The organism is Streptomyces sp. NPDC006174, assembly GCF_040614075.1.
Lineage (GTDB): Bacteria > Actinomycetota > Actinomycetes > Streptomycetales > Streptomycetaceae > Streptomyces.
Map to the genome: position 1 here is coordinate 363,175 of NZ_JBEXTJ010000006.1, position 16,763 is coordinate 379,937.

A 16,763-nucleotide genomic window follows, 5' to 3' on the forward strand; every position below is an offset into this window, starting at 1 on the left:
GCCGGATCAGGGAGCGGGGCCTGGTGCCGTGCATCGCAAGGCGGAGGAGGGAGTCGACGCGGAGCGTCGGCGAGTGACGACAACGCCGCGAGGTGCGGCACCAGGGCACGCGAGCCCGGCATGGCCGGCAAGACACCCCCTAGCTCACCCGGCAGGCACTCTGAGGGCGGCCAGGACCGGCAGATGGTCCGTGGCCGCCCTCAGGTCTGCGTCGCTGATCCCGGGAAGGCCGGCCGGGACTCCGCAGCCGAGCACCTCGATGCCCGGCGTCGCGAAGACGGCGTCGATGCGCTTACGGGGCTCGTCGGGCGGGAACGTCAGCTCGCCGCCCCACGGAGCGGCGGCCCGGCAGTCCTGGAGGTGGCCGGCCAGGTGCTGGAACGCCTTTCCGGTCGGTACGTCGTTGAGGTCGCCGCCCGCCACGGCGTGCTGGACGCCGATGGACGCCAGCCGCTCCAGCAGCAGATCGGCCTGGGCGAGGCGCTCGTCGTGCTGGAGGCTCAGATGGCAGCTGAGCACGCCGAGCCGGGCCCCACCGATCCGTACGACGGCCGTGGCGAAACCTCTGCGGTGCAGGCCCGGAGTGAGCGGCAGCAGGACGTCCTCGGTGCGCTCGACGGTGGCTCGCAGCGAGCAGAGCAGCAGCGGTCCGGCTGCCGTGGCGCCGCCGCCGAGGACCACGAGGCCGCTGCTCTTGGCCAGCCGGGCGGCGGCCTTGCGCCAGCGGAAGAAGCGCGGCGCCTCCTGGACCAGGACGAGGTCGGGTGCGCAGGCGCGGATGACCCGGGCCAGGGCCGCGGTGTCGTCACGCATCGAGCGGACGTTGTAGCTCAGCACCCGGATCACGGCTGAACCGTCCGGCTCGGTACGGGAGTCGGGCAGTGGCGTCAGGACCATGCGGGCCACGATACGACGGACGCCCGCCGCTGCCCCGGAGGGCGGCGACGGGCGCCTGGTGCGTCGTACGACGGTGGACTCAGCCTTGGCGGGCCAGGTCGGCCGCGCCCACGAGGCCTGCCTTGCCGCCGAGTTGGGCGGCGAGCACCTGGGCGTGCGGGCGCCACTCGCCGCCGATCAGCCAGCGCCGGAACGACTTGCGGATCGGGCCGAGGACCAGCTCGCCCTCGTCCGAGACGCCGCCGCCGACGATGAACGCGGACGGGTCGAACAGCGAGGCGAGGTCGGCCAGTCCGGCGCCGGCCCAGCGGGCCAGCTCGCGGAAGGAGTCGATGGCCACCGGGTCGCCCTGGCGGGCGGCCTCACTGATGTGCTTGCCCTCGATGCCGTCCACCGAGCCGTCGCCGAGGCCGAGCAGTATGGCGGCGTTCTCCGGGGTGGCGTTGGCGCGCTGCTTCGCGTACCGGACGAGCGCGCGGCCGGAGGCGTACTGCTCCCAGCAGCCCTGGCTGCCGCAACCGCAGAGCAGACCGTCCGGGACGACCCGGATGTGGCCGAACTCGGCGGCCACACCGAAGCGTCCGCGGCGCAGCTTGTTGCCGATGATGATGCCGCCGCCGAGGCCGGTGCCGAGCGTGATGCAGATGACGTCGTCGTGGCCCTGGCCGGCGCCGAAGCGGTACTCGCCCCAGGCGGCCGCGTTGGCGTCGTTCTCGACGACGACGGGCAGGCCGACGCGCTGCTCGACCTTGTCCTTGAGCGGTTCGTGGCGCCAGTTGATGTTCGGTGCGAAGAGCACGGTGGCGCGCTTGTCGTCGACGTAACCGGCGGCGCCGATGCCGACGGCCTCCACCTCGTGGCCCTCGCTCGCGCCGGCCACCGCCGCGCAGATCGCGTCGACGATGCCTTCGGCCGTCGGGGGCGTCGCCACCTTGAACGTCGAGAGGATCCGGCCCTCTTCGTCGACCACTCCAGCCGCGATCTTCGTGCCGCCGATATCGACGCCGATGGTGAGTCCCATGAATCCCTCAGTTTCGGTCGAGCCCCGCTAGGGCCAACCGTACCCGAGGCAGCGCCCGGCCTGGCCGGGACCGGTCGGTCCCGGCCGATGTGGAGCGGGCCGCCGGGTGGTGTGTCCCGGTCAGTCCAGGTCGATGCGTTCGGTGCCGGCGGGGCCTTCGCCGCGGCCTTCGTCGCGGGGGTCGGACGGGTCGTCGGCGGCCTTCTCCGTGGAGGCGGGCTTGGTGGGGTCGGCGGCCGTGCGGGTCCAGCGGCTCTCCTGGCCCTCCACCGCCGAGCGGTAGGCGGCGAGCAGCTCGTTGCCCGCGGCGGCGAGGTGGTCGAAGACCTGCGGGTTGCGCTCGATGACCGGCTCCACGGCGGACTTCGCCTGCCGGATGGCCTGCTGGACCGCGCCCTGGGCGGCGACGCCGAGCAGCGGCGACTGGAGCGAGGAGACCTTGTCGGCGACCGCGTCGACCAGCTTGCGCAGCTCCTCGGCGGCGGAGCCGGGCTGCGAGCCGTACTGGGCGCGGCGGCGGGCCTTCTCCTCCGCGAGGTCCTCGGCGCAGGCGTCGGCCCACGCGTCGCCGTCGACGGGACGATCGGTGGCTTCACTCATGGCGGACTCCTGCGACGCGGGGTGGAGGCTGCCGGCACCGGCCGGCCGGGCTCGAACTCGTACCACCGACGTTACCCGAACGGCCGCGGACCGTTCAGGAGAGACGGGTCACGAGGTGCGCGGCCAGAGCGCCGGGTCGGGTGTGAAGCGGATCCGCAGGACGCCGTCGGTGAGGGCCGCGCCGGTGACGGTGCAGCGGCGCAGGGCCGGGGCGACCTTGAGGATCCGGTGGAACGGGCCCACGGTCAGGAGCAGTTCCTCGCCGCGGCGGACCAGGCGCAGGTCTTCCTTGGTCGCGCCGGGCAGCGGCAGGCACCAGGCCAGCACGGACGGACGGCCTTCCTCGCCCGGCTCCTCCTCGATCCGCCACGGGTCCTGTGACCGGCCCGGCTCGCGCTCGTCCGGCGCCGGGACTCCGAGCTCGGCCAGGTCGTCGGTGGAGCGCGGGTCGCGGCCGAGGTGCGCGGCCTCGTGGACCGGGACGTGCGGGGCCCACTCCTCGTGCCAGTGGCCCAGGCACTTCTCCTGCCGGGCGGCGAGATCGGCGAACCAGGGGTCGGAGGAGTGGCGCGGCAGGACCCGGTTGGCCACCAGCAGGTCGGCGCGGAGGCCGTACAGAGCGAGGCCGGTGCGGGCGGTGCGCAGGGCGTCCTCGGCGGCGGGGCCCGGCTCGGCGACCAGGCGGAGCGTGGTGGAGCCGTCCTCGACCAGGGCCTGGACGGCGGCCAGCTCCTCGTCCTTGCGGGCGGCGGCCTCGTACAGCCACTGCGCGGGCATCGGGACCCCGGCGAGCTGGGCGAGGACCGGACGCAGGGCGCGGGCGGCCTGGCGTTCGGCGGGCAGCAGGCGGCGCAGGTAGCGGCGGAGCTGCTCGGGCAGGGCCAGCAGCGCGAGGGCTTCGGTGAGCGGCGGGAGGTCCACGACGAGGGTGTCGTAGCCGGCGGTGGACCAGTCGCCGGCGGCGGCCCGGTGCAGGGTGTGGAGGAGGGCGAGCTGCGGGGCGCCGGGGAGTTCGGTGAGCTCCTCGCCGTCCAGGCGCCCGGCGCCGAGCAGGTCCAGGACGCCGGATGCGCGCTCCTGGAGCTCGGTGAGTTCGGCGCGGAAGTGGGCGCCGGAGTCGATCCGGACGTGGTCGAGGCGGTCGGTGACGGCGGTGGGTTCCGGTCCTGCGGGGATGCCGGGTACGGGATCGGCGGAGACCAGGAGGGTGCGGCTGCCGTGCGCGGCGGCGGCCAGGGCGGTCGCCGCGGCGAGCGTGGTACGGCCCGCACCGCCGGGACCGGTGGTCAGGACCGTACGCATCGCTCTCAGCCTTGCGGGACGGACTCGACGCGCTTCTTCAGACCGGCGAGCGCGCGGTCGATGATGACCTTCTCGGCCTTGCGCTTGATCATGCCGAGCAGCGGGATCTTGACGTCGACGGCGAGCTTGTAGGTGACCTCGGTGCGGACGCCGCCGGCCATCGACGCGAGAGCGTAGGTGCCGTCCAGCGAGCGGAGCATCTGGGACTTGACCAGGGTCCAGCTGACTTCCTTGTCGCCGAGCCAGCTGTACTTGAGGACGTGGTCGTCCTTGATGGCTCCGGCGTCCAGGACGAGGCGGACCTGTTCGGCGCGGCCCTGGTCGTTCACCGCCAGGACCTCGGCCTCCTTGACCTCGCCGGTCCACTCCGGATAGCGGGCGAAGTCGGCGATCACCGCCATGACGTCGGCCGGTGCCGCCTCGATCGTGATGCTCGAGCTGGTGTGTTCAGCCATCGCCGTGGCCCTCCAGTGCGGTGTTACCGGTCGCTTTCGGCAGGAGCCTGCCGCTGTGCAGGCTATCGCGTGCCCGCCGCACTCCGGTCCACGCCCCGGGCCCTTCCGGTCACCAGGTCAGCGCCCACGGCGTGCCGGTGGAGGCGAAGTGGCCGACGTTGACGCACTCGGTGGTACCGATCCGCATCCGGCGGACCAACGGCTGGTGAACATGGCCGAAAAGCGCGTACCGGGGACGGGTGGTGCGGATGGCCTCCAGCAGCGCGGTGGAGCCGCGTTCGAAGCGGCGGGCGACGGTGTCGTACGTCAGCTCCGGGACCTCGGGCGGGATGTGCGAGCAGAGCACGTCGACCGGGCCGAGCGCCTCGACCTTGGCGGCGTACTCCTCGTCGCTGATCTCGTACGGAGTGTTCATCGGCGTCTTGAGACCGCCGCCGACGAAGCCGAAGACCCGGCCGCCGATCTCCACCCGTTCGCCGTCCAGCACGGTGGTGCCCGGCTGGGCGTACTCGGGCCAGAGGCGGGGGACATCGACGTTGCCGTAGGTGGCGTACGTCGGAGTGGGGAAGGCGGCGAAGAGTTCGGCGTACTGCTTGCGTACGGCGCCGATGATCTCGGTGTTGCGGTCACGGCCGGCCCAGAGCTCGCGGCCGAAGGCGCGGGCCTCCTCGTAGCGGCGGGCGGTGCGCAGCGCGACGATGCGGGTGGCGTTCTCCTTGCCGAACAGGTCGGGGAAGATGCCGCGCGAGTGGTCGGCGTAGTCGAGGAAAAGCACCAGGTCACCGAGGCAGATGAGCGCGTCGGCGCCGTCTCCGGCGCGGGCCAGGGCCTCGGTGTTGCCGTGCACATCGCTGACCACGTGGACCCGGTTGGCGCGCCGGGTGCCGGCCGCCGACCCGTCCGCTTCGCTGCCTCGCATACGGATCACCCTAGGACGGCTGCCCGCGTGCGGGTAGATCCGGCCGGACCTGCGGTTACTTTCGAGTCGTCGGGCCGGTGGACTAGTGTGCGCGAAAAGGGCCATTTACATGTGTGATGCATAAGACATCTGACCGGACCCCCCTATCGGGAACCTGGTACCGGTGGGTAACGTCCGGGCAGTCCAGTCGTGCTCACCCCACCGAGCACCCGCCATTCTCGGACCGCAGCCGGTGCGTCACACAGAGCCGTGGCACCGGAGCCCGATGAGGAGCAGCAGTCTTGCGCGAGTTCAGCCTTCCGGCCCTGTACGAGGTCCCGACGGACGGCAATCTGACGGATCTGATCCGCCGCAACGCCGCTCAGCATCCCGAAGTCGCGGTGATGAGCCGCAAGGTGGCCGGTGCGTGGTCCGATGTCACCGCCACCGAGTTCCTGGCCGAGGTGCGCACCGCCGCCAAAGGGCTGATCGCCTCGGGCGTGCAGCCCGGCGACCGGGTCGCGCTGATGTCGCGCACGCGGTACGAGTGGGTGCTGCTGGACTTCGCGATCTGGAGCGCGGGCGCGGTGACCGTGCCGGTGTACGAGACCAGCTCCGCCGAGCAGGTGCAGTGGATCCTCGGCGACTCCGGCGCGGTGGCGGTGTTCGTGGAGAGCGACGCGCACGCGGCGGCGGTCGCCTCCGTACGGGAGGGCCTGCCGGATCTCGCGCACGTCTGGCAGATCGAGGCCGGCGCGGTGGCGGCCCTGGGCGAGGCGGGCGCCGAGGTCTCGGACGAGACCATGGACCTGCGGATGGTCAGCGCCAAGGCGGACGACCCGGCGACCATCGTCTACACCTCCGGCACGACCGGCCGTCCCAAGGGCTGTGTGCTCACCCACCGCAGCTTCTTCGCGGAGTGCGGCAACGTGGTGGAGCGGCTGAAGCCGCTGTTCCGTACGGGCGAGTGCTCGGTGCTGCTGTTCCTGCCGGCCGCGCACGTCTTCGGCCGGATGGTCGAGGTGGCCTCGGTGATGGCTCCGATCAGGCTCGGCTGCGTCCCGGACATCAAGAACCTCACCGATGAACTGGCCTCGTTCCGGCCGACGCTGATCCTCGGCGTGCCGCGCGTCTTCGAGAAGGTCTACAACGCGGCGCGCGCCAAGGCGCAGGCGGACGGCAAGGGCAAGATCTTCGACCGGGCCGCCGACACGGCGATCGCCTACAGCCGGGCGCTGTCCACTCCGCAGGGCCCTTCGCTCGGGCTGAAACTGAAGCACAGGCTCTTCGACAAGCTGGTCTTCGGGAAGCTGCGCAACGTCCTCGGCGGCAAGGGCGAGTTCGCGATCTCCGGCGGCGCACCGCTCGGTGAGCGGCTCGGCCACTTCTACCGGGGTATCGGCTTCACGGTCCTGGAGGGCTACGGCCTCACCGAGAGCTGCGCGGCGACCGCCTTCAACCCGTGGGACCGGCAGAAGATCGGCACGGTCGGCCAGCCGCTGCCCGGCTCGGTGGTCCGGATCGCGGACGACGGCGAGGTGCTGCTCCACGGCGAACACCTCTTCACCGGGTACTGGAAGAACGAGGCGGCCTCCGCCGAGGCGCTGGCCGACGGCTGGTTCCACACCGGCGACATCGGCACGCTCGACGAGGACGGCTACCTCGCGATCACCGGCCGCAAGAAGGAGATCATCGTCACGGCCGGCGGCAAGAACGTCGCACCGGCGGTGATCGAGGACCGCATCCGCGCCCACGCGCTGGTCGCCGAGTGCATGGTGGTCGGCGACGGCCGCCCGTTCGTCGGCGCGCTGGTCACGCTGGACGAGGACTTCCTGGGCCGCTGGGCCGAGGAGCACGGCAAGCCGGCCGGTTCGACGGCCCTGTCGCTGCGGGAGGACCCGGAACTGCTGGCCGAGGTGCAGCGGGCGGTGGACGACGGCAACGCGGCGGTCTCCAAGGCCGAGTCCGTACGCAAGTTCCGGATCCTGCCGGCCCAGTTCACCGAGGAGGCGGGCCACATCACACCGTCGCTGAAGCTGAAGCGGAACGTGGTGGCGAAGGACTTCGCGGACGAGGTGGAGTCGATCTACCGCGCCTGAGTGTTACGCGTACGAAGGGGCCCGCGCTTTTCGAGAGCGCGGGCCCCTTCTGCGTACTCACAGCAGCGTTCTGAGCTTCTCCGCCAGCAGGTCCCAGCGCCACTTCTCCTCGACCCAGGCCCGCCCCCGCTCCCCCATCCGCTGCCGCAGCTCCGCGTCGCCGAGCAGCGTCACGATCCGGTCCGCCGACTCCTCGGCACTGCCGCCGCGCACCACCCAGCCGGTCTCGCCGTCGAGCACCGCGTCCGGCGCGCCGCCCGAGTCGCCCGCCACCACCGGCAGCCCGGTCGCGGACGCCTCCAGGTAGACGATCCCGAGCCCCTCCACGTCGAGCCCGCGCCGCCGGGTCCGGCACGGCATGGCGAAGACGTCTCCGGCCCCGTAGTGCGCGGGCAGCTCCGCCCACGGCACCGGCCCGGTGAACCGCACCGAGTCCGCCACCCCGGTCTCCACCGCGAGCCGCTCCAGCTCCTTGGCGTACGGTCCGCCGCCGACGATCAGCAGCACCGCGTCCGGGATCTGCGCCAGGATCGCCGGCATGGCCAGGATCAGCGTGTCCTGGCCCTTGCGCGGGACAAGCCGGGAGACGCAGACGATCACGGGCCGGTCGGTCAGGCCGAGGCGGGCGCGGACCTGGTCGCCGCCGGAGGCCGGGTGGAAGGTCTTCTCGTCGACGCCGGGCGGCAGTTGGACCATGCGGGCGGCCGCGTCCGGGGTGAGGGCCTCGGCGATCCGGGAGCGGGTGTACTCACCCAGATAGGTGATCGTGTCCGTGGACTCGCCGATCCTCCGCAGCAGCTGCCGGGAGGCGGGAAGCTGGGCCCAGCCGGCCTCGTGGCCGTGCGTGGTGGCCACCAGCCGCTTCGCGCCCGCGCGGCGCAGCGCCGGGGCCATCAGGCCGAGCGGAGCGGCGGCACCGAACCAGACGGAGGTGCAGCCGTGTTCGCGCAGCAGGTCGGTGGCCCGCCGGGTGGTGCGCGGGGTCGGCAACAGCATCGTCGTCCGGTCGCGCACCACGGTGAACGGCTGCTCGGCGTCGAAGGCGGCGGTGGCCGCCGTACCCTCCTCGCCGCGTTTCCAGGTGGAGGCGTAGACGACGATCCTCTCGGGGTCCAGGCGGAGCGCCATGTTGTGCAGGAACGCCTGGATGCCACCGGGGCGGGGCGGGAAGTCGTTGGTCACGATCAAGGTCTTGTCCATCGCGGCTGACAGTACCGAACGGCCGCGCTTCACGGCCCACGCCCTCACCCACCGGCATCATGGGCCGCCGGACGAGAGCCGGAGACGATCCAGGGCGGCGGCGATGACGGGTCAACCATCCAGGGGCACGGGACTCCTGCCGTACGTGGCCTGGGCGCTGACCCGGGGAGCGCTGCTGCTCTGCGTGGTGCACGTGTTCACCGTCCCGGGCCCGGACGTCACCGTGGACGTGTCGGTGATCTACCGGGGCTGGTACGAGACGCTGCTGACCGGCACGTATCCGCTGGACGACGTCACCTGGCAGTACCCGCCAGGTGCCGCCCTGGCCGTCCTCTCTCCCGCCCTGTTGCCCTTCTGGGAGTACGCGAGCGCCTTCTACGCCCTCGTCCTGCTCTGCGACGCCGTGATCTTCGGGATGCTGCTGTACGCGGGCCGGCGGCCCGGGATAAGGGCGGCGGGCGCGTGGGTGTGGATCGTGGGGGTGCCGCTGCTGGGGCCGACGGTGTACGCGCGCTACGACCTGATGGTGACGGCGGTCGCGGTGGCGGCGCTGCTGGCCGGGGTGCGCCATCCGAAGGTGCTGGGGGCGCTGGCCGCGTTCGGGGCGCTGCTGAAGGTGTGGCCGGCGCTGGTGCTGGTCGGAGTGCGGCGCGGGCGGCCGACCCGGGCCGCGTGGTCGGCGGCGGTGCTGACCGGGGCCGGTCTGGCGGTGGGGTTCGCGCTGTGGATGCCGGGCGCGTACGCGTTCCTGGCGTTCCAGCGGGACCGGGGCCTGGAGATCGAGTCGCTGGGCGCGCTGTACTTCCACCTCGCGCGTCACGTCGGCTGGGAGGGCCGGGTGGAGCTGCACTACGGCTCGATGGAGTTCCTCGGCCCGCGGGTGGAGCTGGTCTCGACGCTCGCGCTGGGGCTGGCGGCGCTCGCGCTGGGCTGGCTGCTGGTGTGGCGGCTGCGGGCCCGTACGTTCGCCGCGCACACGCCGGCGCAGGCCGCGTTCACGGCGGTGCTGCTGTTCACCGCGACGAGCCGGGTGATCAGCCCGCAGTACGTGGTGTGGCTGGTCGGGCTGGCTGCCGTCTGCCTCGCCTTCCGGAACGGCGGCATGGTGCGGCCCGCCGTGCTGGTGCTGGTGGCGGCCGGAGTGACGGTGCTGGAGTTCCCGGTGTACTTCGCCGAGGTGGTGGCGAGCGACGCGTGGGGCGTGGCGCTCCTTGTCGTACGGAACGGGCTGCTGGTGGCGGCCTCGGTGATGGCCGCGCGGCGGCTGTGGCGGGAGACGGTGCCGAGGACGGTGGCCTCCATGCCCGCTGTCGGCGGGGATCAGCCGAGCCGGGCGCTCAGGTAGTCGCGCCAGTCGGCGGTGAACCGCTCCGGCGTCGTACCGAGCACCGACCCCAGCGCCTGCTCCACCGACCCGTCCCGCCCGGGATGGGCGCCGACCGCCGCGTAGAAGGCGGTGAGCTTCTCCTGGCCCCACCGCTCGGCGATGAGCTCGCAGGCCATCCAGGCGCTCTCGTAGGCCCGCGACAGCTTGGCCGGGTCGCCGTCGAAGCCGAAGTCCTTGTCGACGGGCAGCTCGGCCGGTACGTCACCGGCCCGGACCGCGCCGGTCAGCTCGGGTGCGATGAGGTCGGGCGTGCGGTCCTCGCCTTGGTAAGCGGCCCAGTCGGCGAACCCTTCGGAGAGCCAGACCGGCGTGGCCGTGGAGGTGCTGGTCCGGGTGGCGACATGGGTCGTCTCATGGGTCAGGACGACGCGCTGGCCGAAGCTGCCGAGCGTGGCGTAGGCCTGCGGGTTGACGATCACCCGGTCCGCGAGGGCCGGCCGCTCACCGGTGGAGCCGGCCTCGCCGGTGGTGACGGCGGCGATGCCCCGGTAGCTGGTCTCCGGCGAGCCCAGCAGCCCCGCCATGGACTCCGTGGACTCCGGGACGAGGACGACCACGCGGCGCGCCCAGGACCCCGGCCAGGCGCCGGAGACGGCCGGTACGGCGAGGTCCACGGTGTCCGCGACCTGGCGCAGCTCCTCCTGCGGCCGCCCGACGCCCAGGACGAGGCTGTGAGCGCCTCGCACGACCTCCACCTCTCCCTGGTGCCACAGCTGCTCCGAGGCGCCCTTGGCGGGCCGGTCGGCGCTGACGTACCACTTCTCGCCGTCGCGCATCAGCTCCAGCGTGCGGCGGGTGGCGACGGGCGCGGTGTCGTACCCGTCGATCCGGTAGCGCAGCTCCACCTCGGCGGTGGCCCAGTCGCCGTCCTCCTCGGTGATGCCCTTCACCTCGTACGTCCAGGACTTCAGCGGTACGTCGGCGAGGTTGGCGAACTCGGTGCGCTGGGCGGCCCGCAGCTTCACGGCGTCCGGGGCCAGCGCGTCCAGGTAGCCCGCCGGGTCCCGGGCGAGGACGGCGGCGGCCCGGCGCTCCAGGCTCGCGTCGATCTCGCGGACGGTGAGCGAGGTGTCGGCATCGGCCGGGGCCACACAGCCGGAGGCGGTCAGCAGAGCGGCGAGCACCAGGCCCGCCGCACGCCGAGGAGACCGGGGTCGTCCCCGTCGCGCACCACGTCCTCGTACGGCCATCCTGCCGATCGTACGGTCAGATCCGGGTGACCGAGGAGACCGGCATCATGCCGACGGGGTCGTAGCGGATCGCGGCGCCCGGGTACGGGGCGTGGATGACCTGGCCGTTGCCGACGTACATGCCGATGTGGCTGGCGTCGGCGCGGTAGGCGACCAGGTCGCCGGGCTGGGCCTGGGAGAGCGGCACCATGCGGCCGGCGTACCGCTGGGCCTGCGAGGTGCGCGGCAGGCTCACGCCGGCCTGGGCGTAGGCCCACTGCATGAGGCCGGAACAGTCGAAGCCGGAGGGCCCGTTGGCGCCCCACACGTACGGCTTGCCGAGCGCCTGGCGTACGGCGGCGACGGCCGACATCCCGCGGGCCGAACCGGGCGCGACGCCGGAGAGGTCGGGAGCGGCGTCGCGGCCGGAGCGGGAGGCTCGGTCGAAGGAGGCGCGGTCCTGGGCCGGCAGCGAGTTGAGCAGCTGGCGGGCCTGGCGGAGCTTGGCCTCGACGGTCCGCTTGTGACGGGTGACGGCGGCCCGGTCGCGCTCCAGCTCGGCGAGGGCGCGGCCGGCCTCGGCGCGGGTCTGGGCCACCTTGCGCTGGGCGTGCCGGAGCTTGTCCAGGGTCAGCGCCTGGCGGACACCGGCCCGGTCGAGCGCGGCGGCCCGCTCCAGGTAGGTGTCCGGGTCGGAGGAGAGCAGCAGCGCGAGGGCCGGGTCGATGGAGCCGGTGCGGTACTGGGCGCCCGCCATCGCGCCGAGCGAGTTCCGCATCCGGTTGACGGCCTCCTGGCCGCGGGCGGTCGCGTCCTGGGCCCGGTCCGCCTCGCCGCGCAGCCGCTCCACCCGCTCGCCGGCCTCGTTGTAGAGCTCGGTGGCCCGCTCGGCCTCGCCGTACAGCCGGTCGACGGCCGCCTTCGCGCTCGCGCGGGTGTCCTTCGGGTCGGCGTTCGCCGGGGCTCCGGTCAGGGTCGCGGCCGCGGTGGCGGCGGCCGCCGAGACGACCGTGACGCGGACGCTCCGATGGAGGCCGGACTGGGTGGGACGGCGATGGGACACCACAGGAAGCCGCACTTCCTTCCGCTGACGCAGTTGACGCAGGAACGCGCGGGTCCGTACCGGGAGCCGCGCAGCAGCCAGACAGTAATCGGACGACTACCGGGCGGCCAAAGACCTCGCCGGTGGCGGAAGAGGCGTCGAAACAGTGCTGCCCCGCCGGTGACCTCGGTCTCCGGGCGGGGCAGGGCGTCAGCGCGGGGTGGGGCGATTCCCTCGTTCGGGCGTCGCTCCGGGCGGGCGTGGCGTCGGATGCGTCAGGTGCGTACGCGTCGGAAGCGTCCGTGCGTACGCGTCAGATGCGGACACCGAACTGGAAGGTGCCCATGTAGTCCATCGACTCGTAGCGGACGACGGTGCCCGGCTTCGGGGCGTGCAGGATCTGGTTGTTGCCGGCGTAGAAGCCGACGTGCGACAGGCCGTTGAAGAAGACCAGGTCGCCGGGCTTGAGCTGGCTGCGGCCGATCTTCGTGCCGTCGTTCTGCTGGGTGTACGTGGTCCGGGAGATGCCGACACCGGCCTGGGCGAAGGCCCACTGGGTCAGCCCGGAGCAGTCGTAGGAGTTGGGGCCCGAGCCGCCGGAGACGTAGGGCTTGCCGAGCTGGGTGGCGGCGGCGCTGAGGGCGGCGGCTCCGCGGCCCGACGCGGGGGCCTCGTTGCCGAGTTCGACCCGCTCGCTGGTGGCGCGGCTGGCGCGGTCCTTCGCCTCTTCCTCCTGGGCGATCTTCGCCCGCTCGGCGGCGGTCAGGCTGTTGAGCAGCCGCTGCGCTTCGGCCAGCTTGCCCTGGTACTTCTTCTTGTTCTCGCCGAGCTGCTTGCGGACGTCGGCGAGGTCGCCGAGCTTGTCCTGGGCTTCCTTGCGCTGCTGGGCGAGGGTGCGCTGCTTGCCCTGGATCTCGTGCAGCGACTCCGTCTGCTTGACCGTCAGCTGGTCGAGCGCGGAGGCCTGGTCGAGGAAGCTGTCCGGGTCCGAGGCGAGGAAGAGCGCGACCGAGGGGTCGATACCGCCGGAGCGGTACTGCGCGGTGGCGATCGAACCCAGCTCGCCGCGCAGGGTGTTGAGCTCGTCCTGACCGCGGGCGACCTTGTCCTGCAGCGCGTCGACCTGCTTCTTGAGCTTGTCCTGCTGCTCCTTGGCGCCGTTGTACTTCTCGGTGGCGGCCTCGGCCTCGTGGTAGAGCTTGTCGACCTCCGCCTTGACCTCGTTCTTGGTCGGCTTCGGGTCGGCGTGGGCGGCCTGGGAGGTCAGGGCCACGGCCGCGGCGGCGGTCGCGGTGAGCACGGTCACGCGGGTGCGGCTCGGCTGCTTGGGACGACGGTGGGACGCCACGAAGGCGAGCTCCTTCTTCCTCAGAGCCGCCTACCGGGCTGTGGGGAAGAATCCCCGGCTCCGTGCACTCACGGACTCGGCGGTTCCTTCGCCGTCACCCCCAATGGGTGATCAACCGTGCGAAGGTTCGAGGCCTGACCCTAGTGACCAACTTGTGATCAGTTCAAATCCTCACAGGATTTTTCTTGTCACACCAGGCACTTCTTTACTCTCACTCCACCACGTGTAGCGACGACTTGACGGTACGTTCCCAAAAATCCGGCATGCCACACATGTCGCACATCTGTACCTAGACGCGCGAAAGCCGCTTGAGGAGCAAGACAGACGCGACGGGCCTGGCACCGGCCTTGGCCACGCCGTCCGCCACCTCGCGGTCGGTGGAGACGACCACCACGGGCCGTCCCGGCGGTTCCGCGCGGGCCAGTTGACGGATCAGCTCGTCCGCCGTGACGCCCGCCTTGCTGAACAGCACCCGCACCCCGCGCGGCGGCGCGAGCAGCACCGGCGCGGCCAGCTCGGCGCCGTCGAAGACACAGGTCATCTCGGCGCCGGTCTGCGCGGCGAGCACCGAGAGGCCGCCGAGCAGCCGCAACCGCTGCTTCTCCAGCGGCATCTGCGGATAGCCGGTCTTGGTGACGTTGTAGCCGTCCACGATGAGGTGCGCCTGCGGGAGTGCCAGCAGTTGGTCGAGCAGGGCCGGATCGGTGTCCGAAAGCGCTCTGGCGGCAATGTCCTTGGGCGACATCCGGCCGGGCTCCACCGCGTCCACGCTGTCGGCCGGCCGGGTCGTCACCGGCGGCAGGGCCAGCTCGCGGCGGAGCCCCGAGGCCGCGTCCAGCACGGTGTCCAGGAGCAGCCGCAGCCGCATGTCCTCCACCGAACGGCCCTCGCGCGAGGCCCTGCGGCCCGCCTCCAGGGCCGCCTCGGCCTCGCCGAGCCGGTGCTTGAGCCGGCGCGACTCGCTCTCGACGGCGGAGAGCTGGGCGGCCGCCTCGGCGCGCTGGGTCTCCGCCTCGGCGGTGGAGCGGCGCAGGGCGGCCTCGCCGCGCTTGACCTCGCTCTGCGCGGAGCGGAGCTTGCGGTGGAGCGACTCGGACTCCTTGCGGGCCGCGTCCAGCTCGGCGCGCAGCCGCTCGGTCTCGCTGCGGGTGTGGGCGCGCGCCCGCTCCAGCTCCTCGCGCAGCTGGGCCAGTTCGCGCCGGGTCTCCTCGTCCACCCGCTCCGCGTCGGCCCGCTGGACCTCCTCGCCGGCCGCCTCGACCAGCTTGACCCAGCCGACCGGACGCAGCACATAGGCGGCGGCGGCCACATCGACGGGATCGGCGGCGGCGGGCGGCGAACCGGCCTCCAGCGCACCTGCCAGCTCCGGCTGGGCCTGGCTCAGCCGCTCACCGATGCGCTGCCGGAAGAGCGCGTCGCTCTCCAGGGCTGCGGCCATCGCGTTCCCGGCGAACTTGGCCCGCCGGGTCGGGGTGAACCGGGCGTACTGCCGCAGCTGTGCGGGCAGTTCGGCGACGGTCAGGCCGCCGAAGGCGTCCGCGACCAGGGCGACGACCCGCCGCCGCACGCCTTCGGGCAGCGGGCGGTCGAGCGCCTCGGCACCGCCGTCGGCCGCATCGGCCGGTTCGGCGCCGCTGGTCGGCTGATCCACCGTCCGTCACCCCATAGATATGTCTGTCGGCGCGCTCCCTCAGGAGGCGGCACCCGGCCTGTCCACCAGTTCGATCTGGTCCACCGCGTTGCACCAACGACAGCGGACCGACTCGATGGTCTCACTGACCACCTCCCGCTCCTCGACACTGGACTCACCGGCCAGGTCGAGGTGCACGTACTCCACGACCTTGGAGGACCGCGTCACGTCGAAGCGCGTGAGATTGCCGCACAGGGTGCAGCGCCAGCGGGTCCCGTCGGTCGGCAGGGGAACCGTCGTCATCGTTGCGTCCTCTTTCGTCGTCTCCGACAGCGCGCGCAAGGCGTGCCGCCGTGTCGCTTCCTGTCCTACGTCAAGGATCTCGCGGTGCGCCGTCGAACTGCGGAAGTCCTGGCGTAACCCTACGGCCTCGCGTATAGGCATCGGCACGGCGAGGCGCTCCGTCCCGTTCTCCGCCGGTACGTCATGCTCTGTACATGATCGACGTACGGCGGTTCGACTGGCGGACCACGGCCGGGAAGGTCCGGGAGAGCGCGGCGGGCGGGACGGTGGGCGGGGCGCCGGTGACGTACGGGCTGATCGCCGTGTGCTGCGCGATCTTCCTGATCAGCCCGCTCTCCGGGTTCGGTGGTGCCTCCTACGGCAGCCAGGACGCACTGCTCGCCGCGCAGGCCGGGTACTTCGAGCGGTGGGGAGTGATTCCGGCCGAGCTGCGGGAGGGCTCGGCGCGCGCGCTGGCCACGCCGTTCACCGCGCTGTTCGTCCACGGCAGCTGGCTGCACCTGCTGGGCAACCTGCTCTTCCTGTACGTGTTCGGAGCGATGGCCGAGGAACGGATGGGCCGGGTGCACTTCGCGCTCTTCTACGTGGGGTGCGGCTACCTGGCGCTGGTCTGTTACGCGGCGGTCCACGCGGACTCGGAGCAGACGCTGGTCGGCGCGTCGGGCGCGATCTCGGCGGTGCTCGGCGCCTTCCTGTACCTGTTCCCGAAGGCCCGGGTGACCAGCCTGTTCCCGTTCCTCTTCTTCCTGCCGCTGCGCTTTCCGGCCTGGATCGTGCTCGTCTTCTGGTTCGGGCTCCAGTGGGCGGCGGCCCAGGCGGCGGACGCGGGGCCGGGGGTGGCGTATCTGGCGCATGTGGCGGGGTTCGCGGCCGGGTTCCTGTACGCCTGGGGGCGGTATCGGGGTAGGACCAGGGCCTCCCGCTCGGATCAGGCCGGAAAGGGAGCGGGGTCCGGTGCGTGCAGCTGCAAGGCGGAGGATTGAGGCAACGCGGATGGGGTCTCCCCTGCTCGAGCGAAGCCGAGAGCTTGGGGGAGTGCGTGCCGGGGCCCGCGAGCCCGGCATGATCCGAGCGGGAGGCCCTAAGGTGAAGGTTCCAGCCACGGCGACCGAGGGAGACAGACAGCCGTGATCACCGCGATCGTGCTCATCAAGACCAGCGTGGACCGGATTCCGGAGATCGCCGAGGCCATCGCCGCGCTGGACAGTGTCAGCGAGGTCTTCTCCGTCACCGGCACCTACGACCTGATCGCCATGGTCCGGGTCGCCCGGCACGACGACCTCGCCGATGTCATCCCCGGCCGGATCAGCAAGATCCCGGGCGTCGAGGGCACGGACACGCATGTGGCGTTCCGTACGTACTCCCAGCACGACCTGGAAGCGGCGTTCGCCATCGGCCTGGACGCGTAACGT

Annotated in this window: 16 protein-coding genes; 4 read left to right on the forward strand and 12 right to left on the reverse strand. The window is 72.3% G+C overall.

Features of this window, described 5'->3' with window-relative positions; translation table 11 throughout:
• Positions 1-144: 144 nt before the first annotated feature.
• The 6 genes from ABZ267_RS16340 to ABZ267_RS16365 all read right to left on the reverse strand — a co-directional run bounded on the left by ABZ267_RS16340 (position 145) and on the right by ABZ267_RS16365 (position 5,194).
• Positions 145-897, reverse strand: coding sequence for an endonuclease/exonuclease/phosphatase family protein (locus ABZ267_RS16340; RefSeq protein WP_356751806.1), 753 nt, complete (start codon positions 895-897; stop codon positions 145-147).
• Positions 898-976: 79 nt separating this feature from the next.
• On the reverse strand, positions 977-1,918 hold the full coding sequence (locus ABZ267_RS16345) for an ROK family glucokinase (RefSeq protein ID WP_356751804.1): 942 nt from the start codon (positions 1,916-1,918) through the stop codon (positions 977-979).
• Positions 1,919-2,038: 120 nt separating this feature from the next.
• A complete protein-coding gene (locus ABZ267_RS16350) occupies positions 2,039-2,518 on the reverse strand; it encodes a DUF5304 domain-containing protein (protein WP_356751802.1) in 480 nt (159 codons plus the stop codon).
• Between the two features lie 108 nt (positions 2,519-2,626).
• The gene (locus ABZ267_RS16355; protein WP_356751800.1) at positions 2,627-3,820 is read right to left on the reverse strand and encodes an ArsA-related P-loop ATPase; all 1,194 of its coding nucleotides are present in this window, start codon (positions 3,818-3,820) and stop codon (positions 2,627-2,629) included.
• Positions 3,821-3,825: 5 nt separating this feature from the next.
• Positions 3,826-4,275 carry an SRPBCC family protein gene (locus tag ABZ267_RS16360; RefSeq protein WP_356751798.1) on the reverse strand — a complete coding sequence of 150 codons (450 nt, stop codon included), beginning with the start codon at positions 4,273-4,275 and terminating at the stop codon, positions 3,826-3,828.
• A gap of 109 nt (positions 4,276-4,384) precedes the next feature.
• On the reverse strand, positions 4,385-5,194 hold the full coding sequence (locus tag ABZ267_RS16365; RefSeq protein ID WP_356751796.1) for a metallophosphoesterase: 810 nt from the start codon (positions 5,192-5,194) through the stop codon (positions 4,385-4,387).
• 281 nt (positions 5,195-5,475) lie between these two features.
• Between ABZ267_RS16365 and ABZ267_RS16370 the strand changes: the two genes are divergently transcribed.
• Entirely contained in the window at positions 5,476-7,272 is a 1,797-nt protein-coding gene (locus ABZ267_RS16370) for an AMP-dependent synthetase/ligase (RefSeq protein ID WP_356751794.1), read from the forward strand.
• A gap of 57 nt (positions 7,273-7,329) precedes the next feature.
• On the opposite strand, the gene ABZ267_RS16375 is transcribed toward ABZ267_RS16370, so the two are convergent.
• Positions 7,330-8,472 (reverse strand): glycosyltransferase family 4 protein, encoded by a 1,143-nt coding sequence (locus ABZ267_RS16375; RefSeq protein WP_356751792.1) that lies wholly within the window; start codon positions 8,470-8,472, stop codon positions 7,330-7,332.
• A gap of 103 nt (positions 8,473-8,575) precedes the next feature.
• Here ABZ267_RS16375 and ABZ267_RS16380 point away from each other — a divergent pair, with 103 nt between their 5' ends.
• Positions 8,576-9,817, forward strand: coding sequence for a glycosyltransferase family 87 protein (locus ABZ267_RS16380; RefSeq protein WP_356751790.1), 1,242 nt, complete (start codon positions 8,576-8,578; stop codon positions 9,815-9,817).
• Here the strand turns inward: ABZ267_RS16380 and ABZ267_RS16385 are convergent.
• The 5 genes from ABZ267_RS16385 to ABZ267_RS16405 form a co-directional block, all read right to left on the reverse strand.
• The gene (locus ABZ267_RS16385; protein ID WP_356751788.1) at positions 9,793-11,049 is read right to left on the reverse strand and encodes a hypothetical protein; all 1,257 of its coding nucleotides are present in this window, start codon (positions 11,047-11,049) and stop codon (positions 9,793-9,795) included. The two genes, ABZ267_RS16380 and ABZ267_RS16385, sit on opposite strands and share 25 nt — an antisense overlap.
• A gap of 16 nt (positions 11,050-11,065) precedes the next feature.
• Entirely contained in the window at positions 11,066-12,094 is a 1,029-nt protein-coding gene (locus ABZ267_RS16390; protein WP_356751786.1) for an NlpC/P60 family protein, read from the reverse strand.
• A gap of 289 nt (positions 12,095-12,383) precedes the next feature.
• Positions 12,384-13,418, reverse strand: a complete 1,035-nt coding sequence (locus tag ABZ267_RS16395) for an NlpC/P60 family protein (protein ID WP_356751784.1) — start codon at positions 13,416-13,418, stop codon at positions 12,384-12,386.
• A 289-nt stretch (positions 13,419-13,707) separates the two neighbouring features.
• Positions 13,708-15,069 (reverse strand): NYN domain-containing protein, encoded by a 1,362-nt coding sequence (locus ABZ267_RS16400; RefSeq protein WP_356751782.1) that lies wholly within the window; start codon positions 15,067-15,069, stop codon positions 13,708-13,710.
• 39 nt (positions 15,070-15,108) lie between these two features.
• Positions 15,109-15,351 (reverse strand): hypothetical protein, encoded by a 243-nt coding sequence (locus ABZ267_RS16405; protein ID WP_015608051.1) that lies wholly within the window; start codon positions 15,349-15,351, stop codon positions 15,109-15,111.
• 194 nt (positions 15,352-15,545) lie between these two features.
• Here ABZ267_RS16405 and ABZ267_RS16410 point away from each other — a divergent pair, with 194 nt between their 5' ends.
• Positions 15,546-16,334 carry a rhomboid family intramembrane serine protease gene (locus ABZ267_RS16410; RefSeq protein WP_356751780.1) on the forward strand — a complete coding sequence of 263 codons (789 nt, stop codon included), beginning with the start codon at positions 15,546-15,548 and terminating at the stop codon, positions 16,332-16,334.
• 144 nt (positions 16,335-16,478) lie between these two features.
• A complete protein-coding gene (locus ABZ267_RS16415; RefSeq protein ID WP_003969641.1) occupies positions 16,479-16,760 on the forward strand; it encodes an Lrp/AsnC ligand binding domain-containing protein in 282 nt (93 codons plus the stop codon).
• Positions 16,761-16,763: the final 3 nt, after the last annotated feature.